Genomic DNA, 22,905 nt, shown 5'->3' on the forward strand with positions numbered 1-22,905 from the left:
CCTTCCGGCGGGGTTTTTCTTCCTGCCCCTGAGTCAGTCAAATCACAGCCCCTTTTTAGTGACAACGTCACATCTGCTATTCAAAACCCTATCCCACAGTTAATCGGCAATTTAGCCCTCTGTTTCGCCAAATTTAAATAATTTATTGGGTTAACATCACTCTTGTATAACGACAGGCTAGAATTAGCCAAGTATCATTCAGGGCAGTTTGGCCTGACGGTGATTCAGGGCTGGCTTACCGAACAAGGATTTAGCGATGTTGATGACCCAACTTGCCGTGAGCAAATACCGCTATTACCGTTGGCTACTGGCCGGGGCGGTCGGGTTGGCTATTCTGCTGTTATCGCTCTACACCCGTTATTATCAAGAAATTGGCACTATTGAACAAAACCGGCAGGTGCTCGCTACCCGCACCGTCGCCAAGATTAACGATCTGCTGACACCGGCAATGCAACAGGCCGAGCGCTCCATGCCACTGCTGGATTCCACCTGTGAAGAGGTGATACCAACGCTGCGTTTTCGCGCTGCGCAAAACCAGGCTCTGCGGGCAATGCTGTTGGTTAAGGACGGAGTTATTTACTGTTCCAGCCTGTTTGGCACCCGTAAGTACCTTTTCAGCACTATTTTACCCAGCGTAGCAAACGATGGCGCGAAGCTGGTGTTGCGCCCTTCGCTCTCTGTCGCCAAAGGCGTGCCGACCCTGATCATGTGGACCCCTGCGCAGCCGGACAACAACAGTAACGGCGTATTGCACGTGTTCAATATTGAGCTATTGGCGAACTTCCTGCTGGAACCTCAGGAACCCTACGCGCAGCGAGTAGTGCTGAACGTCGGCAACTACAGCCTGGAGTATGGTCGTCGGGAAATCCTGCGCAGCGATACCCTGACCACTGACCTGCGCTATACCGCAAAATCCGCTCGGTATCCGTTCTCTATTTCACTGTTCGGCCCGCAGGCCAGCATGCTGGCACTGGCGGCGCTGCCACGCCATATCCCGCTGTCATTGTTGATCAGTCTGCTGGCGGCCTATGTAGTGTATCTGCTCACCGCTAATCGCATGAGCCTGTCGTACCACATTGGTCATGCCATTTCTCGCCGCGAATTCCGTGTTTACTGTCAGCCCATCATCAATGCTGAAACCGGCCGCTGTGTCGGGGTTGAAATGCTGCTGCGCTGGAAAAACAAACGACAGGGCTGGATTTCCCCCGACGTGTTTATCCCGCTGGCGGAACAGCATGGCTTGATCATCGCTCTGACCCGTTACCTGATGAGCACCGTGGTGGAAAACCTGCAGTTGTTCCCGCCACGCCCGTCGTTTTATATCAGCATCAACGTCGCGGCCGAGCATTTCAACGGGGTGACCATTATCGATGATATCCGCCGTCTGTGGCTTCCTGCCCATCCTATGCCTTCACTGATGCTTGAGTTGACCGAACGTACCGCCCTGTCGGAAATTCAGTATGAACAAATCAAAACGCTGAAGGAAATGGGCATCATGCTGGCTATCGACGACTTTGGCACCGGGCACAGTTCACTCAGTTACCTGAAAAAACTTAGCCCTGACGTGTTGAAAATCGACCGGGGTTTCACCGCGGCCATAGGTACCGATGCGATTAACGCCACCGTCACCGATACCATCATTACCCTGGCACATCGCCTGAAGCTGAAACTGGTGGCGGAAGGGGTAGAAACCGCCGAACAGGCGGATTATCTGCGTTCGCGCGAGGTGAACGCGTTGCAGGGGTTCTATTTCGCCAAACCGATGCCAATCAATGTATTCCCACTGTGGTTACAGCAGTATGAGTCGCGGTTGCGGGCGGTGAATCAGCGGGAGGAACGGCGGATGGAGCAGGAAAGCAAGCCGGAGGCGTGATGCCTCCGGCCCGTAGGTTACTGGTGTTCCTCGTCGTGAGGTTCAACTTTGGTAATACGCACCAGTTCAATGCGGTACTCGGACACGGCAACGACTTCGAAACGCAGTCGGTTAAGCTCCACCGTTTCACCCACCGCCGGCATTTGGCCGTAGTGGGACAGCAGGAACCCCGCCAGAGTGGCGAAGTCCGCCGTCGGACTGACCAGATCGTCGCAGTTCAGCGCCTGCTCCAGTGAGTGCAGGTCGGCGCCGCCCTTCACCAGCCAACTGGCGTCTTCCACCACGATATCCGGCGTTTCATCCTCGTCCGGGAATTCACCGGCAATCGCCTCCAGCACGTCCAGTGGCGTGACCAGGCCCTGCACGACACCAAATTCGTTGGTGACTACCACCAGACGCCCCTTGGCACGGCGCAATACCGCCAGCAGGTTAATCACATCCATGGTGTCCGGCACCACAATCGGTGGCGTACGCGCGGCAAACTCGGCGATATCCTCACCCCGCTCTACGGCCACCAGCAGATCCTTGGCACGCACCACGCCGATAATTTCATCCAGCGAGTCGCGGCACACCGGGAACAGGCTATGCGGCGTATCCAGCAGTTGTTCACGCACCTCTTCACGGGAACGATCGCAATCCACCCATGAAATATCGGTGCGCGGCGTCATCACGCTACGCAGTGAACGCGAAGCCAGCGTCAACACGCCACTGATCATATAACGTTCTTCCTCGGCGAAGGTTTCATTCACCGGTAGCGGTGCCGCTTCGTCAGTCTGCTGTGCGCGCTGTTGCCCCATCAGGCGCATGATCGCCTCTGCGGTGCGTTCACGCATCGGGCGATGAGCCTGATGTTTGATAAAGTTACGGCGGGCAATTTGGTTAAACAGCTCGATCAGGATCGAGAAGCCAATTGCGGCATACAGGTAACCTTTAGGAATATGCAAACCAAAGCCTTCGGCGATCAGGCTAAGGCCGATCATCAACAGGAAGCTCAGGCACAGCACCACAATAGTAGGATGCGCATTAACGAAGTTGGTCAGCGGTTTGGAAGCCACCAGCATCACCACCATGGCGATGACAACGGCGGTCATCATGACCGGCAGGTCGTTCACCATGCCCACGGCGGTAATTACTGCGTCGAGTGAGAACACGGCGTCAAGGATCACAATCTGTACCACCACCGCCCAGAATTTGGCGTAGCCCCGGTTGGCGCCATCCTGATGCGTTTGCCCTTCCAGTCGTTCGTGCAGCTCCATGGTGGCCTTGAACAACAGGAACACACCACCAAACAACAGGATCAGGTCACGGCCGGAGAAGCTGAACTCCCCGACGCTAAACAGCGGCGTGGTCAGCGTCACCATCCAGGAAATCACCGACAACAGACCCAGACGCATAAACAACGCCAGCGACAGGCCGAGGATACGCGCTTTATCGCGCTGCTTCGGCGGCAGTTTATCGGCCAGAATGGCGATAAACACCAGGTTGTCGATACCCAGTACGATTTCCAATACCACCAGTGTCAGTAACCCAGCCCAAATTGAGGGGTCCATTAGAAATTCCATATCAGACTCCGAAAAAAAGACAGGATGGCCGAGCGATGCTCAGGCGTGACGATGCCGACGCAGAAAAGGCGCGGACAGAAATAGCAAGATATCGGGATTGCAGTACCGGGGAATGGCCGAGCGGCCGTGTGATTTGTACTACGCCAGCAGGTGGCGGGTGGAACCTTGAAAAACAGTAACTTCGGTGACAGTCCATAGGGTGGGCTGAGGCCCTTCACTCCTGAATATGAAAGAAGAAATACTCTAGCAGGAATTTTTTGGCCGGCAAAGAAGCTTTTTTACCTTCTGCATCGTCTTGTAACAGCTCTGTTGTTTAATTCCGCAAACACCGGGTTAGGAGTAATCCGAGCGCTCAATAGCAGAGCAATGTCACAAAATTTATTTTTTCACTCACTAAAATAAATGGCGCTGGCGTGGATCAACGCGCACAGGCTTTTGAAACTGCGCGAGAAATGTTAACGGCGGGTTTCCAAATTTCTACCATAATGTATCTGAACCACGGAAGTGACCGCCAGCAATAAAATGAACTGAACCTACACACCATCCGTGCATGAAGTTCTATGAGGAGGTAGCGAGTGGCAATAGCTATTATCATCGGCACACACGGGAGCGCAGCAGAACAATTGCTGAAGACCACGGAAATGCTATTGGGCGAACAGGATAACGTCGCTTTTATAGATTTCGTCCCCGGTGAGAATGCCGAAACGTTAATCGAGAAGTACAAGGGTAAAATCAGCGGACTAGACACCAGCGGTGGCGTCCTGTTCCTGGTGGATACCTGGGGCGGCAGCCCGTTCAACGCGGCCAGCCGCATCGCCGTCGATAAAGAGAACTATGAGGTCGTCACCGGGGTTAACATTCCGATGCTGGTGGAAACGTTCATGGCACGAGACGACAACCCTGGCTTCGACGAACTGGTCGCGCTGGCGTTGGAAACCGGCCGTGAAGGCGTGAAAGCGCTGAAAAAACCGGCCGAAGAGAGTGTTAAGCCCGCGGCACCACAAAGTGCTCCCACCGCTAAACCCGCCGCCCCTCAGGCGCCGCTGGGTCCCAATGACCATATGAAAATCGGCCTGGCCCGTATCGATGACCGCTTGATCCACGGTCAGGTCGCGACCCGTTGGACCAAGGAAACCGACGTCAGTCGTATCATCGTGATCAGCGACGAAGTCGCCGCCGACCACGTTCGCAAAACCTTGCTGACTCAGGTTGCCCCACCGGGCGTCACCGCACACGTGGTCGACGTGGCGAAAGCCATCCGCGTGTGGAACAACCCGAAATATGCCGGCGATCGCGTGATGCTGCTGTTTACCAATCCGACCGATGTCTGGCGTTTGGTGGAAGCCGGCGTGGATATCAAATCGGTGAATATCGGTGGTATGGCGTTCCGTCAGGGCAAAACCCAGGTGAACAACGCCGTCTCGGTTGACGAAAAAGATATCGAAGCGTTTAAGAAATTAAACGAGCGCGGTATTGAATTGGAAGTTCGTAAAGTCTCGTCCGACAGTCGGTTAAAAATGATGGACCTGATTAACAAACTCAATTAATGGCGACAGCCAATAATTATTTTACTCAGAGATCTTTGGTCATAGGAGAAGTGCAATGGAGATTACCACTCTTCAGATTGTACTGATATTTATCGTTGCCTGTATCGCCGGGATGGGTTCCGTCCTCGACGAGTTTCAGTTCCACCGTCCGCTGGTCGCCTGTACCCTGATCGGCTTTATTCTCGGTGACATGAAAACCGGTATCATCATCGGCGGTACGCTGGAGATGATCGCCCTGGGCTGGATGAACATCGGTGCGGCGGTAGCGCCAGATGCGGCGTTGGCGTCAATTATTTCCACCATTCTGGTTATTGCCGGCGGACAAAGCGTCGGTGCCGGTATCGCCCTGGCCATTCCGCTGGCGGCAGCCGGGCAAGTGCTGACCATCATCGTGCGTACCCTGACCGTAGCCTTCCAGCACGCGGCGGACAGCGCGGCGGAGCGAGGCAGTTTGCGAGCCATCACCTGGCTGCATATCTCTGCCCTGCTGCTGCAGGCGATGCGTATTGCCATTCCGGCCGTTATCGTCGCTATCTCGGTGGGGACATCTGGCGTTCACGCGCTGCTTAACTCGATCCCGGAAGTCGTCACCAGCGGCCTGAACATCGCCGGCGGGATGATCGTGGTGGTTGGTTATGCCATGGTGATCAACATGATGCGTGCCGGCTACCTGATGCCATTCTTCTACCTCGGCTTCGTTACCGCTGCCTTCACCAACTTTAACCTGGTCGCCCTCGGCGTGATCGGCGTGGTGATGGCCGTGCTTTATATCCAGCTCAGCCCGAAATACAACAAGTCTCAGGTAGTCCAGGCTGGCCCGGCAAATGCCAACGACCTCGATAACGAACTCGACTAGGAATAGGTGAGAGAAATGGTTGATACAACAGCTCAAAAGAAACTCACGCCGGCCGATATTCGCGGTGTGTTTATGCGCTCGAATCTGTTCCAGGGTTCATGGAACTTCGAGCGTATGCAGGCGCTGGGTTTTTGCTTCTCAATGGTGCCGGTGATCCGTCGCCTGTATCCGGAAAATAACGACGACCGCAAACAGGCGATCAAGCGCCATTTGGAGTTCTTTAACACCCACCCTTACGTGGCGGCGCCGGTCCTTGGCGTTACCATGGCGATGGAAGAACAGCGCGCTAACGGCGCGCCTATCGACGATGCGGCCATCAACGGTATCAAAGTCGGTTTGATGGGGCCTTTGGCCGGTGTCGGCGACCCGATTTTCTGGGGTACCGTACGCCCGGTATTCGCTGCGCTCGGCGCCGGTATCGCCATGAGTGGCAGCCTGCTGGGCCCGATTCTGTTCTTCGTCCTGTTCAACCTGGTGCGCCTGCTGACCCGCTATTACGGCGTGGCCTACGGTTATCGCAAAGGCGTGGATATCGTTAATGATATGGGCGGCGGCTTCCTGCAAAAACTGACGGAAGGAGCGTCCATTCTTGGCCTGTTTGTCATGGGGGCTTTGGTTAACAAGTGGACGCACGTGAATATCCCGCTGGTGGTATCGAAGATCACCGACCAGACCGGGCATACCACGGTGACCACGGTGCAAACCATCCTCGACCAGTTGATGCCGGGCCTGGTGCCGCTGCTGCTGACCTTCGGCTGTATGTGGCTGCTGCGCAGGAAAGTGAATGCGTTGTGGATCATCATTGGCTTCTTCGCCATCGGTATCTTCGGTTATTGGGTAGGTCTGCTGGGTCTGTAAGCGTTTTAACCGCCGGGGGGAAACCCCCGGTTTTTTATTTGTGGAGTTGAAAGATGTCGCTGACCGATGGCGTATTACTGATTTTCACCGCGCTGATGCTGGTGTATGCGATTTACGACGAGTTCGGCATGAACCTGCTGAAAGGCAAAACCTTGCTCAAGGTGCAGTTAAAGCGCCGAAATCGGATTGATTGCCTGATTTTTGTCGGCCTGATCGCTATTCTGCTCTACCGAAATGTCACCACCCAAGGTGCGGTAATAACCACCTATCTGCTTATTTCTTTAGCACTGATCGCCATTTATATTTCTTATATCCGCTGGCCCAAGATGTTGTTTAAAGCGCAGGGTTTCTTTTATGCCAATGCCTTTATTGAATATAACCGGATTAAGGCTATGAATTTATCCGAGGATGGCATCCTGGTGATAGATCTTGAGCAGCGTCGGTTGTTGATTCAGGTCACTCAATTAGACGACCTGGAAAAAATTTACCACTTTTTTGTTGAAAATCAGTAAGTAAAAACAGATTTAATCCTTCACCTGTGTTGCCCCGCGCTGTATGTGGATATTTAATCATCAGCGCACATGGCTACCTGATGATTATTTGCGCAATGTTGTTGCACTCGCCTACATTATATTCATTCTTATACACTTCATTAATGAAAACCATTATCAATTTCAAACCAATGCCCATGGGGAATAAGGGTTGTTGGTAACGGAATTAATATGCTATGGTTGCGCCGTCATTGGGGAGTAGCCGGTTTCTGGATAATAAAACGCCAGAAACGCCCGTATCAACATACTCGTTTTACTCATTAAAACGTGGTGCGGGCAGCCAGGTAAGGTTGGCGAGACCATAGACACGTAACTCCGTCGTATGGTTGGGGGTGGGTTACGTGTATATGGAGCCGCCCGGCCGAGGTTATTTTTCATGAACTTGTCAGCTACACTCATTCTCGCTTTTGGCATGTCTATGGATGCGTTCGCCGCATCAATTGGCAAAGGTGCCAGCCTGCATCAACCCCGTTTTCGTGAAGCACTACGCACCGGACTTATCTTCGGCGTGGTAGAAGCCATTACGCCGATTATCGGTTGGGGCATCGGCTTATTCGCCAGCCAATACATTATGGAGTGGGATCACTGGGTCGCCTTCTCGCTGCTGTTTATCCTCGGCATGCGAATGATCGTCGAAGGCGTCAGGAACCGGCCTGACGAAGTGGAAAAAGTGAAGCGTCACGGCTTCTGGTTATTGGTCGCTACCGCCATCGCTACCAGCCTCGACGCCATGGCTATCGGTGTCGGCCTGGCCTTCCTGCAGGTGAACATCGTACACACCGCCATGGCCATCGGCTGCGCTACCATGATTATGGCCACCCTGGGCATGATGATAGGCCGCTTTATCGGGCCGTTGCTCGGCAAACGCGCGGAGATCCTCGGCGGCGTGGTACTGATCGGTATCGGTGTGAACATCCTGCTGGAGCATTTGGGCTATCTGGCCGGATAGCGCTGAACCCAAAGAAAACCTGCCCAACGGCAGGTTTTCTTTTGTAGTCCGTCAATCAGTGTTAATCGGACTGGCGGCGGTACAACGCGATAACAAAATCGGTTTCGCAGGCGAAGGCCTCACAGCCACTCAGGTGCTGCTGAACCTCGGGCGAGGCGCGCCAAGCGAAAGGCGTCATCTGCAGCAGGTTGGCCGCCTGTTCACCCGGCAGCGTCATCGGGTATGCCAATGACTCCACTCGTTCGCAGTCAAAACCGGCAAACTGCTCATCCTGTTCGACATGCAGTTGCACCTGCTGATACACCTGCTCTTTCAATTGATACAGGTGACGTGGGCCAGGCGATACCGTGACCACCACCCCACCGGGTTTTACTACCCGAGCCAGTTCTTCGGCTTTGCAAGGGGCGTAAATACGCAGTATGGCGTCCAGAGAGGCATCAGCAAACGGCAGCCGGTGGCTCGACGCCACGCAGAATGAGACTGTCGGGTAACGCTTGGCCGCATAGCGGATCGCCACCTTGGCGACGTCCAGGCCATAAACGGTGATATTACGCTGCTGCGCCAAGCGGGCGGCCACTTCCGCCGTGTAATAACCTTCGCCACAGCCGATGTCCAGTAACGCCTGCGCATCGCTCGCCAACGCCTGATCCAACAGCTCAGCCACCCGCTGCTGCAAGGGTTGATAGAAACCCGCATCAAGGAACGCACGCCGCGCCTGCATCATTTCCGCGCTGTCTCCGGGCTGCTTTGAGCGCTTGTGCTGTACCGGCAGCAGGTTGACATAGCCTTCTTTGGCGCAGTCAAACTGATGGTTAGCGTCGCAACGCCATTGCAGATGAGAAAGATGAAGCGGCTGATGACACAGAGGGCACTGATAAGACATGGCTTGGATTCCAGAGAGATACGGCGCGGCTAGTCTAAAGAAGCCTTCTGTACGATGCAAGACAGATGCCGCAAGCCCCTAGCCAGGGAGGAAAAAAACTGGCTACACTGACGTTAACTTTTCTTACGCAGGCAAAGACGTGATATGACCGATTTTTCCCCACTGCTCAACGCCATTCCATCCATCCAGCACGGTTTCGGCAACAAAAGTGCGCTGCTGCCAGGCCATCTGTTGGCCTATCGTTCTACCCTGCCGGAAAAAAAACAGGTGCATGGCACACGCATTATTGACGTGACACAGGCGGGACAACAGTGCGGCGAAGCCGATGGTTTCTATACCACTGAGCCCGGCATTCTGCTGAGTGTGTTAACGGCAGACTGCCTGCCGGTGATTTTCAGCCGCAAAGACGGTTCTGCCATTGCTGCCGTCCATGCCGGTTGGCGTGGCCTGCTGGACGGCATACTGGAGCAACTGGCGGCGCGTATCCGCCTTGATGACTCAACGGCTAACTGGGTGGCTTCCATCGGCCCTGCCGCCGGCCCCTGCTGCTACGAAGTCAACGAGGAACTGGTCGCGCGCTTCAAGCAACAGCTGCCACTGCCCGCGGCCTTAATCAGCCCACGCTTTCGGCACCTGGACCTGGCCGCCATCGCCGAATCCAAACTGCGCGAACTGGGTTTTTCCGCCGTTGACCATGCCGGTAGCTGCACCATCTGCACCCCCAACACGGATCCGCGCCAGCCACAGCGTTTTAAATACACCAGCTATCGGCGCAACAGCCACCGACGCGAACAAGATCCCACTCATCCGGGGATTAGAGGGCGCAATCAGTACGCGGGAATTATTATTACCGGCGGATAACAGAAACGAAAAAACCCGCACTGAGGCGGGTTTTTTGTACAGCTGACGCTGATTAGATTGCAGTAACGTTTACTGCAGATGGGCCTTTCTGGCCATCTTGGATTTCGAACTCAACGTTCTGGCCTTCAGCCAGGGTTTTGAAGCCGTTACCCTGGATTGCAGAGAAGTGTACGAACACGTCTTTGCTGCCGTCAGCTGGAGTGATGAAACCGAAACCTTTAGATTCGTTGAACCACTTAACTTGACCTTTGATCTTTGCCATCTTGAGTATTTCCTTTGGATTGTTTAAACCGCCCGGAGGCGTTACATAGACAAACTAGAGTCGTTACTGCTTGAGGCACTAAGATAAGGATCGGCAGAGAAGCGGTATTCAACGCTAACGTTTTTACTCAGAACTTCTTTACTGAAAATGCCACACATATACAGAACTGTACCTCGTTTTACCCAGATGCGTTATCACATACTCTGTATTCGATGGCAAGCCATTTTTAATCACTGGTGGAGCTGTCGCACATATTTGAAACGGTCGAGAGCAACATAAGCTTAAATAGACTAAAAGATGTTGAAGCCTTAGCTATTTTCTGCTTAACAATAGCACCCCGCTACACTCCGCATCCAGACTGAATTTTAACAATTCTTTCATCCGATTGAACAATGTATGTGGCAACATATAACCCCTGACGGACGCTTAGAACGTTAAAAAATTTGAATCTTTATGGAATTTCTTATAAAACTTTTGAATATCGATGAACGGGTACATTTGTTATTGGATGATCCAACCATTGGACCGCCATCCAGACGGCCCAATGCTGGAGCCGCCGCATGTCTGCGCCCCCCCCCCGCCTGTGACAACGAAATAATACTGAAGGTCATTATTGCCCTCAGTGAGGGTGAGCACAATTTGTGCAGCGGCTATCTCGCGACAAAAATCAAATAACGTGCCACTTTATAGTGCATAAGCATGCAAAATCAGAATTTACGCACTCTTGCCGTGCGGTGGCAGAGAAATACATTACTGTCTGCGGGGGTTAAATAACGGCAATAATCCTGAGAATAGTGGGAATCCATAGCTGAATTAAATCTTAAAATCGGCATAGGTATTTACGCCATCAATAACAATGCCATGTGAACGTATTTATTTTATCTTTTCCTACGCGTTGCCCCTATTCATGCCAACAGGTTACGTCAGACGCGGGATAAGCCAGGCCCTGCACCACCGAATGGCTACAACCCGCATTGGGACTGGCCTGCAGGCGGTGACGACAAGCGCACCCGCCACACAGGACCAGGAATAACGCTTAAGAGTTAGCATCAAGCGCAATGCGCTCGCCAATTTTGATGGGCCGGAACTGGTGCTGCTCTATTCCCGCCGCACTCAGAGCCAGATTTAATTGCTGCGGCGGTTCATCCAACGACTCATCGGCCAACTCAAAAACGCCCCAATGGATCGGAATGACCCGCGGCGCATTTAATTGTTGATACAGCGTCACCGACTGTTGTGGATCCATATGCTGTTCCTGCATGAACCAACGTGGTGCATAGGCGCCAATCGGTAATGCCGCCACGTCAAACGGCCCTAAACGGGCGCCAATATCTGCCAGGCGATCCGAATAGCCGCTGTCTCCGGAAAAATAGAAACGCAACGCCGGATGATGGATCACCCAGCCGCACCAGAGAGAGCGATTGCGGTCCCACAGGGTACGCATGCTCCAGTGACGCGCCGGCGTGCAATAGAAAGTCAAATCGCCCAACTGCAGGCTATCCCACCAGTCCAGCTCTTCTACCCGTTGCAGCCGGTAACGTCGGAACCAGTTTTTCAGCCCCAAGGGCACAATAAAGGTTGCGTGCGGAAAACGCCGTGCCAACTGCCGCACGGTGCGCCGATCGAGATGGTCATAGTGATTGTGGGAGATTAAAACCACGTCTACTGCCGGCAACTGTTGCACCGTCAACGGCGGCGGTGTTTTGCGCTTTGGGCCATAGAAACTCAGCGGCGATGCACGTTCAGACAATACCGGGTCGATCAGGATGTATCGGCCATCCAGGCGCAGCAGCATTGAAGCGTGCCCCAACCACCAAATGCTGTTATCGCTGCCGCCAAGGTCGGCACGTTGCCACCAGCGCTGGGTAAACTGCTGATAGCCCATCTGCGGAGGTTTGGGCAACCCCTGCTGCTTACGCTCGTTCTGCCAGCGTTTCAAATCCCCATCCCGACGCTGCGAAGGCTCCGGGTTACGAAACCCCTGCGGGGTATGGTGCGTTTTGCCGGCATCATAGTAACGATTGGTTATCTTCAAATTGCTCTCCCGACCACTGCGGACACCCAACACGGGCAGGTGAATAACATAACAAGATACTCGATCGGCGTGCTTTGTGAACCGTGCTCACCTTGAGTGACCTTTTCGGGTATTGTGTTGTCACAGTCTCTGTGAGAATGCCAGGGCCGACTAGAGCCTGTTAAGCATCTCTTAAGATCCTTGTGATTTACTTATAGGACATTCAGAAAAGGAGAAGTTATGAGCCGTTCTACATCACGCAAGTCACGTGTTCGATTGGGCCGTATCCGTAGCGCGATGCTGGCACAGATGCAGTATTGGAAAATGTATGCCGCGATGAAACTGCGCCGGGTACGCGTACCGGCACCGCTGGTGCTGCTGCTGGGTGCACTGATGAGTTTCTTCATGCTGGGCGTGCTGATGCTGAGCGTGGTGGCTATCGATGTCATCACCACCCTGTTCCTGCTGTGCAGGAAACTGTTGGGATTGGGCCGCGCCACCCCAGGCAATGCCTTTATGCCACGCAGCTAATGGATGGAACGGAGGCGCCAGATAGCGCCTCCGTTAAAATTACCGCCGTACTTTAGTGCCTTTGCAGCGCGTCAGCATAAAACCAACCCATAACAGCAAGATCCACACCGGCATCAGTAATACCGAGATACGGATCCCCTCGCTGAAATACATAATCACCAAAATCAGGCTCAGGAACACCAGGCACAGATAGTTGCCGAAGGGGTACCACAAGGCCTTGAAGACCGGGATCACGCCCTGGCGATTTTTCGCCGCGCGGAATCGCAGGTGTGCCAGACAAATCATCACCCAGTTAATCACCAGAGTGGACACCACCAGCGCCATCAACAACTCAAACGCCTTACCGGGCATGACATAGTTGATCAGCACGCCGATGGAGGTCACCAGCGCCGACAGCGCGATCGATAATACCGGGACACCACGCTTATTCACCCGGGTCAACGCCTTGGGCGCATTCCCCTGTGTCGCCAGCCCGAACAGCATACGGCTATTGGCATAGACCCCGCTGTTATACACCGACAGCGCCGCAGTCAGCACCACCACGTTCAGCAGGGTCGCCACCAGGTTGCTGTTCAACGCATGGAAAATCATCACGAACGGGCTGCCGCCTTCCACCACTTTGTGCCAGGGATAGAGTGAAAGCAGTACCGTCAACGAACCGATATAAAAAATCAGGATGCGGTACACCACCTGATTGGTGGCCTTGGGAATACTGCGACGCGGATCGGCCGCTTCGGCGGCGGTAATACCCACCATCTCCAGCCCACCGAATGAGAACATGATCACCGCCATCGCCATCACCAACCCTTCGATGCCGTGTGGCATAAAGCCGCCCTGCTCCCACAGGTTGTTGATACTGGCTTGCGGACCGCCGTTGCCGCTGGCCAAAAGCCAGGCACCGAACACAATCATGCCGACAATCGCCACCACCTTGATAATGGCAAACCAAAACTCAGTTTCGCCGTACAGCCGCACATTAACCAGGTTGATCAGATTTATCAGGACAAAGAATACCGCGGCGGAGACCCAGGTAGGGATGTCCGGCCACCAATATTGAATGTAGATGCCAACCGCGGTCAGTTCGGCCATACCGACCAAAATGAACATCGCCCAGTAGTTCCAGCCGGAAAGAAAACCGGCAAAATCACCCCAGTATTTATAGGCAAAGTGGCTGAACGAACCCGCAACCGGCTCCTCAACCACCATCTCACCCAACTGCCGCATGATCAAAAAAGCGATAAAGCCGCCGATGGCATAGCCCAGCAGCACCGAAGGGCCCGCCATTTTAATGGTCTGTGCAATGCCGAGAAACAGGCCGGTGCCAATGGCGCCGCCCAGGGCGATTAGTTGTATATGTCTGTTTTTTAAACCGCGTTTTAGCGGGGTATCCTGCTGCTGACCGCCCATCTTATCCTCATATGGCGTGGGATCCTGTCGCTTTTGCGCAAGATTTCGCCAATCAATAAATGTATCTGCGGGCGGCTTTTTAACACTTAACCCCGTGAGCATCAAGGAGTAGCGCCCGGCAAGGATGGCCAGGGCGCTATTTTAGACTGGGAATAACCCTATCAAGAGGAGGTTTTTAGCCGGACAGGCCGCACAACTTGGTCAGATTGCGCGCGCCAATCATCAGCGTAGCGACGTAGGACTGACGTCGCGTTACCACTTCGACCGCCACGCGATCGTTTTGATATTTTATCAGATAGGTTGACGGCCAGCCCTGTCGGCGCTGACCAAAGCTTTCGGCATGACGATCGATTGCCGCATGGGCAACCACCAGATGAGACAAGTTTTTATCACCTTTAATAATGCGCTTCATAAACAGGCTCCGCCAGAGACAAGTTCTGTTGTCATAAAAAGGGAAAGTCATCAGTAATTCTGGTGTTTCAACGTACCATTTCGTTAGTTTGCTGGCTCAGCAGAAAACAGATCATTGCCGCGCGCAGTGGGCTGCTGCAATCCGCCTGCCACTCGCCACGCTGGGTGCTCATGCGTGCCTGCCACTGCGAGCTATCGCTTTGAGTATCGGCATTCAGACTGATTTTATTGGCGCAGATAATCGGCCAGGCATCGGAGGGGTTCTTGCAATAATCTTTACCTTTCACGCCGCCGTAAGGATACCACTTGTCCGGATTTTCTCCGGTGATCAGCGCAATGCTGCGGTTCACTTCGGCGTCGCTTTCTTCATACCATTTAATCATCGGCTTTATCCATCTTTCGTAGAGTTGGCGCTACATTACGACGCCAATACGACAGATTTATGACAATGGGATGGCTTTTCATATTATCTATACTAATGTTTTTCGGCGCAACGCGGGTGGCAATGCCACCCGGCAGAAAGTTTGATTAACGCTCGGGGATAAAACCTTTGAAATCCAGCGTCGGGCTGAGATCGTCATCGTCCGTTACGCTATCGCCACGCGCGCTTTGCGCCAGGCTTTTCAATAACGCGGTTTGTTGACGCTGCTGCTCGGCAATTTCCTGCAGCAGGCGGATCTGCTCATTGGCTCGCACACTGGCGCGATTCACCAGGAACCAGATCCATAATCCCACCAACAATGCCAACACGGCGACAACCAGCGACACCAGGCTATTCGGACCAAAACCTAAATCGTACATGGACAACCCTATCTACTGCTAAAAACAGGCGGACATCTTAGCACTCCGGGCACCGGCACGGACATCTCGATAGAAAATTGTTGTGCACCGCTACGCAACTCACCAGGGAACGAAACGGGTGACGGAGCAAACGCCCAACGCAAATGTGCCCCCCGCATCGCAATAGCTATCCAGCGCCAACAGATAAAAGAACAGGCAGGCCGCAAGGAAGGCTATTATCACGAGGATTTTTTTCCGCAACAAATTTAGCAGCCTCATTGTTATCTTGATAATTTGTTCCGAATGTATCACAGCCAACTTAAACGAACTTTAACCTGTCGTTTAGAAACCAGTGCCAGCACCACTTTTCAGATTGTTACCATTGCGGCCGGTTCTTCCGCATGGCTATATCGCAATGAAGATAAATAACAAGGAGTCACAATGGGTAAGCTGATTAAATGGGCGGTTCTGCTGGCAGTAGTTTATGGCGCGTTTTTGTTCTCGGGATATGGCGTATTGGTCGGCAGCAATAAAAACGTCGGGGGGTTGGGATTGCAGTGTAAGTACATGACGGCACGCAACCTGGTGATAGCCCAGTATCTGCATGGTGACAACGGCCTGATTGGCGTTGCCGACTGTCCGCTGTTCAAGAAAGTCGAAACGGTGGTGGATTAATCACCACCGCCCAAACCGTCGCTCAGCGGCGGTTCCCCTCAGTTGCGGGTAAACTTCATTTCAATCAGCGCGATCGCTTTTTCAATCGCCCGCCGGGTCACGGGATCGGCACCGGCTGGGTGAGTGGTAAAATCGATACTTTTCAACTGGCTGGCCATCTTGTCCCGCACCTCGGTGGGTGCGATGACATCAATAACATCCAGGATCTGTTTGATCACCAATTGGCAGGCAACCAGGTCGGAAGCCAATTCCTGATCGTTGTTCAGCATGTCGGACATAATACCTTTCCTTCTTGATTCAGACGCCGCACACAATAGCATGCCGACTGGCGCTTTGCTGCTCCCTGGCCGTTTGCCGCTGAATTTTCAACGTTATTGCGCATTGGCCGTCAAAACACCCGGCTGAATTGACCTATACTTGGGGTTTGAGCGGCGCGCATTTCGGCGTATCCCTCAGCCCCCCCCTACAGGAGAAAGTTATGGCAAACCACAATGTGAAATCCTGGGCAACCGTGCGTGAGACCTCGGTTGAGATCGCCGAGGCTATTTTTGAACTGGCGAAAAATGACGAGGTTTTGGCACAAAAAATCTGGGAAGAAGGCAGTGACGAAGCGTTGCAAATGGCCTTTGCCAAAACCAGCGCCGACCAGCTGTACTGGGGCGAAGAAACCGTGGAGCGGAAAAACGTCTGATCGGCAAACGCTCATCAATAAAAAGCCCGGGTCACTGATTGCCCAGGCTTTTTCGGTAGTCTGTCAGACCTCTTTTGGGGTCATATTCTGCCCTGATTTCACGGCTCTTCACCTCCCACACCTTCCGCATTATTCATTCTCATCACCGGTGTCACCATAAAAGCGGCTACACCTACAATTACAACCAGAGTAATAATCACTGTCATTAACATGCGATCACCCCATCAACGCTGAATTGTCACGGCTGACTCTGCTTAGGCTGTTATTTTTTGCGACCTGACCCACTTCGGTAGCAGCGGCAGCGGGCAAGCCCAGATTAGCCGTTTTCCCTTCGGTCTGACAAGCCACCTGACAATGGTTTTTCCGAATAATTTCACCCTGGTGTCGGCGGCTTTTTTGTCCATGGCGGCAAGTTGTGTATACTTCAGCGCTATGTAGATCTCACACAGACGCACTGATGATACAAGAACACCACCTCTCATTGGTCTGCGCCCTCAGTAAATGGGTCGAAACTCACCTTGGAAGAGTGATCCATCTTGAAGAGCTGGCCGAATACTCCGGCTACTCTCTGTGGCACATGCAGAAACTGTTCAAAGAAGCGACCGGGATTTCGCTGGGCAAGTACATTCGCGAACGCAGACTGGCCGGTGCGGTTTACCAGTTGCGTAGCAGTGACGCCTCTATTTTCGACATCGCCCTCGATTTTGGTTTCGGCTCACAGTCACACTTCACTTATATGTTCAGAAAGCGCTTCGATATCACGCCTTATGATTTTCGTCAGGATTTAAGCGTGGATCTGCATATTGCCCCACCGCTGCACGTCATTCATCAAAAGACCGCCTGACCGACTTTCCCGCCGCCGCTAGCGGCGGGCTAATGCGCCCACAGTACCGCCACCAGGCCAATCAACGCGGGCAACGCCTGTACCCTGAGAATTTTACGGCTGGCCGTCAGTCCGCCAAACACCCCCGCCACCAGCACGCAGCCGAGGAAAAATAGCTGTACCGCAGGCTCATCTCGCCAGACGCCCCATGCCAGTCCTGCCGCCAGAAAGCCGTTATACAGCCCCTGATTGGCCGCCAACACCCGCGTTGCCGCAGCAAACTCGGCGGTAGTGGCGAACACTCGTCTGCCGGTGGGTTTCTGCCAAAGGAACATTTCCAGGATCAGGATATACAGATGAATCGCGGCAATTAGCAGCACTATTATATTAGAAATAATTATCATTTTATTTTGCAGGGTTAATCAGGTATTAGGTTTAACAAGTATAACCACACTCTGAATATTGCGAATATGCAGACATAAAAAAACCCGCCAGGGCGGGTTTATTGCATAATCATTCAGAGTTAGTTAAGAACAACAACCAGCATCGCTGCGATCGAGATCCAAAAAGCCGCCGTTGCAATAACAACATGGGATAATCTTGCACGATAGAGTACTTGGCTCATAATGACCTCACAGGCTTCAGACTAGCGGTGGACAACATCACTTCTTGAGATTTATCTTAATCCACTGCTCCGACCTTTTATTTGCGCCAGATCACTATTTACCAGATAAACTATATCTACGCCCAAACATGGAATTTCGATCACATTATTTTAACGTTAATAGAGCGAAATGAATAAAACCATTAGTTTGTTATAGCCTGATGATATCAAACATCGCTCCAGGGCAGGCGGGGCGCGGTCATGCGCGGGCCGGAATAGCCAACAACATCGGGAAAACGCCTATTCCCCTGCTCCCAGTCATGCTGCGCACGGGCAATCTCCTGCTTGTTGTGCCCAACAAAATTCCACCAAATGAGAATCTCTTCGCTTAATGGAACTCCGCCGATTAATAACCCCCGGCTTCCTTTCTTGGCATCTAACCCGATACGGTTAAGATTCTTACCTAAATAGGCAAACTCATTGGGTGAAAAATTTTCATCATTAAGCTCAAATGCACCAATAAGGGGCAAAAAGCCTATTTCAAAATCTTCCCGCAGGGGCAACTGCAAATAGCCGTCGGCCTGCCATTCCAGATCAATGGCGATTAATGGTGAAAGAGTAAACACCGGAGAGCGATATTGTTCAAACTCCCCCACCAACAAAGTCTGTTTGACCCCATCACTGACCCAACATGGCAAATCAGGATAATGATCAAAACGCGGTGCCATATCGGCATGTTCGGCCGGCAAGGCGATCCATAATTGCGCGGCATGCAAACGCCGCTGTTCTCCGGTTGATTGCTCGGTATGCGTAATACCCCGCCCTGCGGTCATTAGATTGACCTGCCCGGGCCGTATAATCTGCTCACTGCCCAGGCTGTCACGATGCAGCACTTCCCCTTCAATCATCCAGGTAAAGGTCTGCAGACCAATATGCGGGTGCGGGCCAACATCCATCCCCTGCGCAGAACCGCTGAAAACCGAGGGTCCGGCATGGTCGAGAAAGCACCAGGCTCCCACGGTGCGCCGTTCACGGGTAGGCAAGGCACGATTAATCCCTATACCGCCGACTTCGGCATTGCGTACGGCAATACGTTGGATCTGACGAACACCGTCAACCACGGGACAATCACGGGAAGATGAAGAATGAGTTGGGCGGGAATTGCTCATGATAAAACGCCTCCAGAACGTCACACAGGTGAGTGAGTAGCTGGATGCCAGCTTAGCATGAGCCGGCATCCAGAACGCAACCTGTGAGGCCCTGGCGCTAGGACGACTTGATATAGCAGCCCTTTATATCGACTTCATCGCGTGCATGCTTCAGATCGGAGAAGTAAGTCACACCAAAGAGTATTGATACCACTAACAACACGGAAACCAGCAGGCCGATAACGGCCAACAGCTTGGTTTCATCGTGGAGATTGTGCTCCATTTTATCCCCTGTATTGAAAGACGTCATGTCAGCCACAGCGTGACTGACAGCGTAAAGATGATCAGGGAGCAAGACGCTATCGCCAGCACAATGACAGCAAATTGCGCATCTCCCAAAGTTTCACGGTAGTTTTTATCTTGTGAGGTATTACGTTGTTGTTTCACAGAATCTATCTTAACTCATCACGCGTTAACGTTTTTGTGAGGGGTGATTGATAAAAAGCCCGTCATTGCGGGTTTATCAGATTCCGCGCCAATACCGCTCAGACCTCAAGAGTGGCAAGACGCTATCAATTTTCCTGCTGAGGGTCAACATGGGCCCAGAACTGAGATAGCGTAGAACCTATAGCATTCGAAAATCTTATTACTGCGAGAATATAATTAGCCTAACTTATACCAAATAAAATAAAAAAGCCCGACCAAAGATCGGGCCAGGCATAGGCTGTCGTTGTTACTCAGGAATACGCAGTACCTGCCCCGGATAGATTTTGTCCGGGCTGGACAACATTGGCTTGTTCGCTTCGAAAATCTTGTTGTACAGATTGGCGTTGCCATACACTTCTTTCGAAACTGCGCTCAGGGTGTCGCCCTTTTTCACGGTATAGAAGCGGCTTTCTGCAGCAGCCTGTTCAACCGACACCTTGTCTTCCACACCGCTGATGCCGGCGACATTCCCTACGGCCACCAGGATCTTCTCTTTCAGCTCCTGGCTGACTGCGTCCCCGGTCACCACCGCTTTACCGTCAACCACCTGCACATCAACCTTGTCGATACCCGGCAAACCGGTTTTATTAAGGTGATCCTTCAGCTTGGCGCTTTGGTCTTCAGCAGTGGCATTGCCGGTCACTGTGTCCCACAGTTTTTCGCCCGCTTCTTTGACGAAGTTAAACAAACCCATATTCACTCCTTTCGATGGTTACAATGTTGCATTGACTTAAGGCTAGTTAAGCTTAGCACTGCAAGAGGGATATTCCATTGGCCCTGAGGTATTAAGCGCTTAGAGTAATCCGAAAGTGCCATCCTGGGTTGCCAATCGGCCCGGTTGCAGCAAGCCCGAGATGAAACAATCGCCGACTTTACCTACAATAAGGTTATGGAAGAGTCGATGAAGGACATGAGACGCGATGTACGCCTTGGTGATGTTTGTCTGTTATCTGGATGGTGGCTGCGCCGATATCGTGGTTGACGTACTGCGCGATGAACGCCAGTGCCTGATCAGCATGAAAGAACAGAACCTGCGCCATGCCGGTTGTTTTCCGTTTGAAGATTTTATCGATGGTTTCTGGTTACCTGCCAACGAATATGCCCCGATGTAAGAGGTCGGACAACTTTTCCGCTATTCTCCTTTGAGGAATTTCCTAATTCATCGGAAAATCGGTATACCGACGATGTTTTATGCCGCCAGTTTGCTAAATTGCCTCACCCGAACGATATGGAGACGGTGTCATGCCCGTATCTACCCTCTCAAACGAACATTATGAAGCCCTGCTACGCGACGTCAGCCTGGTGGTCGGCGGCGCAGTGATCCAGCTGATCAATCTCAATAAAAAAATTTCCGGTAATAATATTCTGGCCCATTTGGTTAACGAGATTGAGCATGAGACCAATCAGCAACGCTTTGCCACATTGCGCTCCGCCATTGAAGTGATGGGGCAAGCTCCCAGAGGATAGTGGCTCCCATAAAAGAAAAGGCAGAGCTAGCGCTCTGCCTCATTACCCTTTGATCCCGACACAGGAGAAGGTAATAGCATTGAAACTTAGAAACGATAGGTCAGGTTCACTGCCACGATATCGTCGGTGCTCAGTTTCAGCTTGTTATCGTCGTTCAACTGGTTGATTTTATAGTCAACATAGGTGTACATGTTTTTGTTGAAGTAGTAAGTCGCACCCACTTCCACGTATTTCACCAGATCGACATCGCCAATCCCTTCGATATCCTTGCCTTTGGACTGTACGTAGGCCAGAGAAGGACGCAGACCGTTTTCAAACTGGTACTGAGCCACAACTTCGAAGTTCTGCGTTTTGTTGGCGAAGCCGGAAATGCCGTTGCCGCTGATTGGCGTCATATTACGCGTATCGGCGTACATGGCGGCCAGGTAAACCTGGTTGGCGTCATACTTAATTGCCGTGGTCCAGGCTGTTGCGCTGTCGCCTTTACCGTAGTCGGATTCTTTCTGCTTGCTGGTGCGGTTGGAGTCAGAGAATGCCGCCGCTACACCGATGCCGGAGCCGCCAATGTCCTGATAATCCAGGGACATGCCGTAACCGTCGCCGTTTTGCTTGCTCACGGCACGACCGTCACCGTCGTTTTTACCCTGGTACTGCAACGCCAGGTTCAGGCCTTCCACCAGACCGAAGAAATCACGGTTACGGTAGGTTGCCAGACCGTTGGAACGTGCGGTCATGAAGTTATCGGTGTAGCTGTAGGAGTCACCGCCGAATTCCGGCAGCATGTCGGTGTAAGCTTCCGCGTCGTACACTACGCCGTAGTTACGACCGTAATCGAATGAGCCGTAGTCAGCAAACTTCAGACCGGCAAAGCCCAGACGGGTTTTGGTGCCCGCGGTACCCTGCGCTTCGTCGTGGTTGGCCTGGACGTTGTATTCCCACTGGCCGTACCCGGTCAGTTGATCATTGATTTGCGTTTCGCCTTTAAAACCCAAACGGACATAAGTCTTGTCGCCGTCTTCGGATTTATCATCGCTGAAAACATGTTTGGCCGCTACACGACCATAGAGGTCGAGTTTATTGCCATCTTTATTATAAATTTCAGCCGCGTTGGCAAAGGAGGTGATTGCCCCGAGGGCAATAGCTAAGGCTAATACACTGCGTTTCATCATTTATTTTCCTAGATATTATAATTTTTAATTCCTGCCCATCACGCCCAATTTATGGTTTGGGCTGTGATCTTTATCATTTAGTGTTTTATGAGCGCCCCTAATTAAGGAGCCATGTGACATTAGCATCATGAATCCCAACTTCAAATAAAAAAGTTCATAAAACACCGTGGATAAAGCATGTTTATTTGTAAGTAAATATTACAACCACAATACATATCAACCCATTGATTATCATTGAAATTTACTACATAAGTTATAACCAATTTGGTGCAACGCACTAATTTGGTGCAATTCAGTTTCTTTTTGTATGCTTTCCATGCGATTCATAAATACCATGAAACTTAGCAGGGTTATGAATAACGTTACTTATTTCACATTTTTATCTGAGTAAAGTCATTGAGCTGATTTAGGGCTGTTACCCCGCTTTTAAGGCAAGCTTTTACCGATTCGAATAATTAATTCGACCCAAATCACCAAAAATTACAATGGGAGAGAGG

Annotated in this window: 30 protein-coding genes and 1 riboswitch; of the genes, 13 read left to right on the forward strand and 17 right to left on the reverse strand. The window is 52.2% G+C overall.

All coding sequences use genetic code 11. The features are described from left to right. Positions 1-256 precede the first annotated feature (256 nt). Positions 257-1,873, forward strand: a complete 1,617-nt coding sequence (locus SERS4_RS0115080) for an EAL domain-containing protein (RefSeq protein ID WP_017893110.1) — start codon at positions 257-259, stop codon at positions 1,871-1,873. A 17-nt stretch (positions 1,874-1,890) separates the two neighbouring features. Here SERS4_RS0115080 and SERS4_RS0115085 read toward each other — a convergent pair whose 3' ends face one another. Then, positions 1,891-3,435 carry a TerC family protein gene (locus SERS4_RS0115085; protein ID WP_012145536.1) on the reverse strand — a complete coding sequence of 515 codons (1,545 nt, stop codon included), beginning with the start codon at positions 3,433-3,435 and terminating at the stop codon, positions 1,891-1,893. 575 nt (positions 3,436-4,010) lie between these two features. On the opposite strand from SERS4_RS0115085, the gene manX reads away from it, so the two are divergent. From manX to mntP, 5 genes are all read left to right on the forward strand, one after another. Further along, positions 4,011-4,982 (forward strand): PTS mannose transporter subunit IIAB, encoded by a 972-nt coding sequence (gene manX, locus SERS4_RS0115090; protein ID WP_017893112.1) that lies wholly within the window; start codon positions 4,011-4,013, stop codon positions 4,980-4,982. Between the two features lie 55 nt (positions 4,983-5,037). Continuing rightward, a complete protein-coding gene (locus SERS4_RS0115095; protein ID WP_017893113.1) occupies positions 5,038-5,838 on the forward strand; it encodes a PTS mannose/fructose/sorbose transporter subunit IIC in 801 nt (266 codons plus the stop codon). A 15-nt stretch (positions 5,839-5,853) separates the two neighbouring features. Then, positions 5,854-6,696, forward strand: coding sequence for a PTS mannose transporter subunit IID (locus SERS4_RS0115100; RefSeq protein WP_012145539.1), 843 nt, complete (start codon positions 5,854-5,856; stop codon positions 6,694-6,696). Positions 6,697-6,749: 53 nt separating this feature from the next. Beyond that, the gene (locus tag SERS4_RS0115105) at positions 6,750-7,208 is read left to right on the forward strand and encodes a DUF986 family protein (RefSeq protein WP_017893114.1); all 459 of its coding nucleotides are present in this window, start codon (positions 6,750-6,752) and stop codon (positions 7,206-7,208) included. 220 nt (positions 7,209-7,428) lie between these two features. Beyond that, positions 7,429-7,610: riboswitch (yybP-ykoY riboswitch) on the forward strand. A 13-nt stretch (positions 7,611-7,623) separates the two neighbouring features. Beyond that, the gene (mntP, locus tag SERS4_RS0115110; RefSeq protein WP_026142411.1) at positions 7,624-8,196 is read left to right on the forward strand and encodes a manganese efflux pump MntP; all 573 of its coding nucleotides are present in this window, start codon (positions 7,624-7,626) and stop codon (positions 8,194-8,196) included. 61 nt (positions 8,197-8,257) lie between these two features. On the opposite strand, the gene rlmA is transcribed toward mntP, so the two are convergent. Next, complete coding sequence (gene rlmA, locus SERS4_RS0115115; RefSeq protein ID WP_017893116.1) at positions 8,258-9,079, reverse strand: 23S rRNA (guanine(745)-N(1))-methyltransferase; 822 nt, start codon at positions 9,077-9,079, stop codon at positions 8,258-8,260. 144 nt (positions 9,080-9,223) lie between these two features. Between rlmA and pgeF the strand changes: the two genes are divergently transcribed. Beyond that, the gene (pgeF, locus tag SERS4_RS0115120; RefSeq protein WP_017893117.1) at positions 9,224-9,940 is read left to right on the forward strand and encodes a peptidoglycan editing factor PgeF; all 717 of its coding nucleotides are present in this window, start codon (positions 9,224-9,226) and stop codon (positions 9,938-9,940) included. A 52-nt stretch (positions 9,941-9,992) separates the two neighbouring features. On the opposite strand, the gene cspE is transcribed toward pgeF, so the two are convergent. From cspE to SERS4_RS0115130, 3 genes are all read right to left on the reverse strand, one after another. Beyond that, positions 9,993-10,202, reverse strand: a complete 210-nt coding sequence (gene cspE, locus SERS4_RS0115125; RefSeq protein ID WP_002221949.1) for a transcription antiterminator/RNA stability regulator CspE — start codon at positions 10,200-10,202, stop codon at positions 9,993-9,995. Positions 10,203-10,243: 41 nt separating this feature from the next. Further along, entirely contained in the window at positions 10,244-10,360 is a 117-nt protein-coding gene (locus SERS4_RS26410) for a DUF2627 domain-containing protein (protein ID WP_071593021.1), read from the reverse strand. Between the two features lie 878 nt (positions 10,361-11,238). Continuing rightward, the gene (locus SERS4_RS0115130; RefSeq protein ID WP_017893118.1) at positions 11,239-12,237 is read right to left on the reverse strand and encodes an MBL fold metallo-hydrolase; all 999 of its coding nucleotides are present in this window, start codon (positions 12,235-12,237) and stop codon (positions 11,239-11,241) included. A 219-nt stretch (positions 12,238-12,456) separates the two neighbouring features. Here SERS4_RS0115130 and SERS4_RS0115135 point away from each other — a divergent pair, with 219 nt between their 5' ends. Then, a complete protein-coding gene (locus SERS4_RS0115135) occupies positions 12,457-12,747 on the forward strand; it encodes a hypothetical protein (protein WP_017893119.1) in 291 nt (96 codons plus the stop codon). A 39-nt stretch (positions 12,748-12,786) separates the two neighbouring features. Here the strand turns inward: SERS4_RS0115135 and SERS4_RS0115140 are convergent, their stop codons facing one another. From SERS4_RS0115140 to mgrB, 5 genes are all read right to left on the reverse strand, one after another. Beyond that, positions 12,787-14,154 (reverse strand): amino acid permease, encoded by a 1,368-nt coding sequence (locus SERS4_RS0115140; RefSeq protein ID WP_017893120.1) that lies wholly within the window; start codon positions 14,152-14,154, stop codon positions 12,787-12,789. 175 nt (positions 14,155-14,329) lie between these two features. Next, on the reverse strand, positions 14,330-14,566 hold the full coding sequence (locus SERS4_RS0115145) for a DUF4060 family protein (protein ID WP_012145549.1): 237 nt from the start codon (positions 14,564-14,566) through the stop codon (positions 14,330-14,332). A gap of 67 nt (positions 14,567-14,633) precedes the next feature. Then, complete coding sequence (locus tag SERS4_RS0115150; RefSeq protein WP_012145550.1) at positions 14,634-14,948, reverse strand: phage protein NinX family protein; 315 nt, start codon at positions 14,946-14,948, stop codon at positions 14,634-14,636. A gap of 145 nt (positions 14,949-15,093) precedes the next feature. Next, complete coding sequence (locus tag SERS4_RS0115155) at positions 15,094-15,366, reverse strand: YebO family protein (RefSeq protein WP_012145551.1); 273 nt, start codon at positions 15,364-15,366, stop codon at positions 15,094-15,096. Between the two features lie 99 nt (positions 15,367-15,465). Further along, positions 15,466-15,624, reverse strand: a complete 159-nt coding sequence (mgrB, locus tag SERS4_RS26415; protein WP_071593022.1) for a PhoP/PhoQ regulator MgrB — start codon at positions 15,622-15,624, stop codon at positions 15,466-15,468. Between the two features lie 162 nt (positions 15,625-15,786). Between mgrB and SERS4_RS0115160 the strand changes: the two genes are divergently transcribed. Further along, the gene (locus SERS4_RS0115160) at positions 15,787-16,020 is read left to right on the forward strand and encodes a YobH family protein (protein WP_012145553.1); all 234 of its coding nucleotides are present in this window, start codon (positions 15,787-15,789) and stop codon (positions 16,018-16,020) included. 38 nt (positions 16,021-16,058) lie between these two features. Here SERS4_RS0115160 and SERS4_RS0115165 read toward each other — a convergent pair whose 3' ends face one another. Further along, complete coding sequence (locus tag SERS4_RS0115165; RefSeq protein ID WP_012145554.1) at positions 16,059-16,298, reverse strand: DUF2766 family protein; 240 nt, start codon at positions 16,296-16,298, stop codon at positions 16,059-16,061. Between the two features lie 200 nt (positions 16,299-16,498). Between SERS4_RS0115165 and SERS4_RS0115170 the strand changes: the two genes are divergently transcribed. Together SERS4_RS0115170 and SERS4_RS0115180 are read left to right on the forward strand one after the other, a co-directional pair. Then, a complete protein-coding gene (locus SERS4_RS0115170) occupies positions 16,499-16,711 on the forward strand; it encodes a YccJ family protein (protein WP_012145555.1) in 213 nt (70 codons plus the stop codon). Between the two features lie 457 nt (positions 16,712-17,168). After that, on the forward strand, positions 17,169-17,555 hold the full coding sequence (locus SERS4_RS0115180) for a helix-turn-helix domain-containing protein (protein WP_012145556.1): 387 nt from the start codon (positions 17,169-17,171) through the stop codon (positions 17,553-17,555). A gap of 29 nt (positions 17,556-17,584) precedes the next feature. On the opposite strand, the gene SERS4_RS0115185 is transcribed toward SERS4_RS0115180, so the two are convergent. From SERS4_RS0115185 to lysM, 5 genes are all read right to left on the reverse strand, one after another. Further along, positions 17,585-17,938: a DUF1304 domain-containing protein gene (locus SERS4_RS0115185; protein ID WP_017893123.1), complete on the reverse strand. Its 354-nt coding sequence runs from the start codon at positions 17,936-17,938 to the stop codon at positions 17,585-17,587. A gap of 427 nt (positions 17,939-18,365) precedes the next feature. Further along, the gene (locus tag SERS4_RS0115190; RefSeq protein ID WP_017893124.1) at positions 18,366-19,307 is read right to left on the reverse strand and encodes a pirin family protein; all 942 of its coding nucleotides are present in this window, start codon (positions 19,305-19,307) and stop codon (positions 18,366-18,368) included. Between the two features lie 97 nt (positions 19,308-19,404). Further along, complete coding sequence (locus tag SERS4_RS27170; RefSeq protein ID WP_017893125.1) at positions 19,405-19,569, reverse strand: hypothetical protein; 165 nt, start codon at positions 19,567-19,569, stop codon at positions 19,405-19,407. Positions 19,570-19,592: 23 nt separating this feature from the next. Beyond that, positions 19,593-19,733 (reverse strand): hypothetical protein, encoded by a 141-nt coding sequence (locus SERS4_RS27175; RefSeq protein ID WP_165366775.1) that lies wholly within the window; start codon positions 19,731-19,733, stop codon positions 19,593-19,595. A gap of 286 nt (positions 19,734-20,019) precedes the next feature. Further along, positions 20,020-20,466: a peptidoglycan-binding protein LysM gene (gene lysM / locus SERS4_RS0115200; RefSeq protein WP_012145559.1), complete on the reverse strand. Its 447-nt coding sequence runs from the start codon at positions 20,464-20,466 to the stop codon at positions 20,020-20,022. Between the two features lie 226 nt (positions 20,467-20,692). Here lysM and SERS4_RS0115205 point away from each other — a divergent pair, with 226 nt between their 5' ends. Both SERS4_RS0115205 and SERS4_RS0115210 read left to right on the forward strand, forming a co-directional pair. Continuing rightward, positions 20,693-20,884, forward strand: a complete 192-nt coding sequence (locus tag SERS4_RS0115205) for a YebW family protein (RefSeq protein ID WP_012145560.1) — start codon at positions 20,693-20,695, stop codon at positions 20,882-20,884. Between the two features lie 130 nt (positions 20,885-21,014). After that, positions 21,015-21,239, forward strand: a complete 225-nt coding sequence (locus tag SERS4_RS0115210) for a biofilm development regulator YmgB/AriR family protein (protein WP_017893126.1) — start codon at positions 21,015-21,017, stop codon at positions 21,237-21,239. 86 nt (positions 21,240-21,325) lie between these two features. Here the strand turns inward: SERS4_RS0115210 and ompC are convergent, their stop codons facing one another. Then, a complete protein-coding gene (ompC, locus tag SERS4_RS0115215) occupies positions 21,326-22,408 on the reverse strand; it encodes a porin OmpC (RefSeq protein WP_017893127.1) in 1,083 nt (360 codons plus the stop codon). Between the last annotated feature and the right edge of the window lie 497 nt (positions 22,409-22,905).

The organism is Serratia sp. S4, from assembly GCF_000347995.1.
In the GTDB taxonomy this organism is placed as follows: Bacteria; Pseudomonadota; Gammaproteobacteria; order Enterobacterales; family Enterobacteriaceae; genus Serratia; species Serratia quinivorans.

Excerpts from the sequence above, each read along its gene's own strand:
- SERS4_RS0115080 (WP_017893110.1), top strand. The coding sequence starts at position 257 with ATGTTGATGACCCAACTTGCCGTGAGCAAATACCGCTATTACCGTTGG.
- SERS4_RS0115085 (WP_012145536.1), bottom strand. The coding sequence starts at position 3,435 with ATGGAATTTCTAATGGACCCCTCAATTTGGGCTGGGTTACTGACACTG.
- SERS4_RS0115095 (WP_017893113.1), top strand. The coding sequence starts at position 5,038 with ATGGAGATTACCACTCTTCAGATTGTACTGATATTTATCGTTGCCTGT.
- SERS4_RS0115100 (WP_012145539.1), top strand. The coding sequence starts at position 5,854 with ATGGTTGATACAACAGCTCAAAAGAAACTCACGCCGGCCGATATTCGC.
- SERS4_RS0115105 (WP_017893114.1), top strand. The coding sequence starts at position 6,750 with ATGTCGCTGACCGATGGCGTATTACTGATTTTCACCGCGCTGATGCTG.
- mntP (WP_026142411.1), top strand. The coding sequence starts at position 7,624 with ATGAACTTGTCAGCTACACTCATTCTCGCTTTTGGCATGTCTATGGAT.
- rlmA (WP_017893116.1), bottom strand. The coding sequence starts at position 9,079 with ATGTCTTATCAGTGCCCTCTGTGTCATCAGCCGCTTCATCTTTCTCAT.
- pgeF (WP_017893117.1), top strand. The coding sequence starts at position 9,224 with ATGACCGATTTTTCCCCACTGCTCAACGCCATTCCATCCATCCAGCAC.
- cspE (WP_002221949.1), bottom strand. The coding sequence starts at position 10,202 with ATGGCAAAGATCAAAGGTCAAGTTAAGTGGTTCAACGAATCTAAAGGT.
- SERS4_RS26410 (WP_071593021.1), bottom strand. The coding sequence starts at position 10,360 with ATGTGTGGCATTTTCAGTAAAGAAGTTCTGAGTAAAAACGTTAGCGTT.
- SERS4_RS0115135 (WP_017893119.1), top strand. The coding sequence starts at position 12,457 with ATGAGCCGTTCTACATCACGCAAGTCACGTGTTCGATTGGGCCGTATC.
- SERS4_RS0115140 (WP_017893120.1), bottom strand. The coding sequence starts at position 14,154 with ATGGGCGGTCAGCAGCAGGATACCCCGCTAAAACGCGGTTTAAAAAAC.
- SERS4_RS0115145 (WP_012145549.1), bottom strand. The coding sequence starts at position 14,566 with ATGAAGCGCATTATTAAAGGTGATAAAAACTTGTCTCATCTGGTGGTT.
- SERS4_RS0115150 (WP_012145550.1), bottom strand. The coding sequence starts at position 14,948 with ATGATTAAATGGTATGAAGAAAGCGACGCCGAAGTGAACCGCAGCATT.
- SERS4_RS0115155 (WP_012145551.1), bottom strand. The coding sequence starts at position 15,366 with ATGTACGATTTAGGTTTTGGTCCGAATAGCCTGGTGTCGCTGGTTGTC.
- mgrB (WP_071593022.1), bottom strand. The coding sequence starts at position 15,624 with ATGAGGCTGCTAAATTTGTTGCGGAAAAAAATCCTCGTGATAATAGCC.
- SERS4_RS0115160 (WP_012145553.1), top strand. The coding sequence starts at position 15,787 with ATGGGTAAGCTGATTAAATGGGCGGTTCTGCTGGCAGTAGTTTATGGC.
- SERS4_RS0115165 (WP_012145554.1), bottom strand. The coding sequence starts at position 16,298 with ATGTCCGACATGCTGAACAACGATCAGGAATTGGCTTCCGACCTGGTT.
- SERS4_RS0115170 (WP_012145555.1), top strand. The coding sequence starts at position 16,499 with ATGGCAAACCACAATGTGAAATCCTGGGCAACCGTGCGTGAGACCTCG.
- SERS4_RS0115180 (WP_012145556.1), top strand. The coding sequence starts at position 17,169 with ATGATACAAGAACACCACCTCTCATTGGTCTGCGCCCTCAGTAAATGG.
- SERS4_RS0115185 (WP_017893123.1), bottom strand. The coding sequence starts at position 17,938 with ATGATAATTATTTCTAATATAATAGTGCTGCTAATTGCCGCGATTCAT.
- SERS4_RS0115190 (WP_017893124.1), bottom strand. The coding sequence starts at position 19,307 with ATGAGCAATTCCCGCCCAACTCATTCTTCATCTTCCCGTGATTGTCCC.
- SERS4_RS27170 (WP_017893125.1), bottom strand. The coding sequence starts at position 19,569 with ATGGAGCACAATCTCCACGATGAAACCAAGCTGTTGGCCGTTATCGGC.
- lysM (WP_012145559.1), bottom strand. The coding sequence starts at position 20,466 with ATGGGTTTGTTTAACTTCGTCAAAGAAGCGGGCGAAAAACTGTGGGAC.
- SERS4_RS0115205 (WP_012145560.1), top strand. The coding sequence starts at position 20,693 with ATGTACGCCTTGGTGATGTTTGTCTGTTATCTGGATGGTGGCTGCGCC.
- SERS4_RS0115210 (WP_017893126.1), top strand. The coding sequence starts at position 21,015 with ATGCCCGTATCTACCCTCTCAAACGAACATTATGAAGCCCTGCTACGC.
- ompC (WP_017893127.1), bottom strand. The coding sequence starts at position 22,408 with ATGATGAAACGCAGTGTATTAGCCTTAGCTATTGCCCTCGGGGCAATC.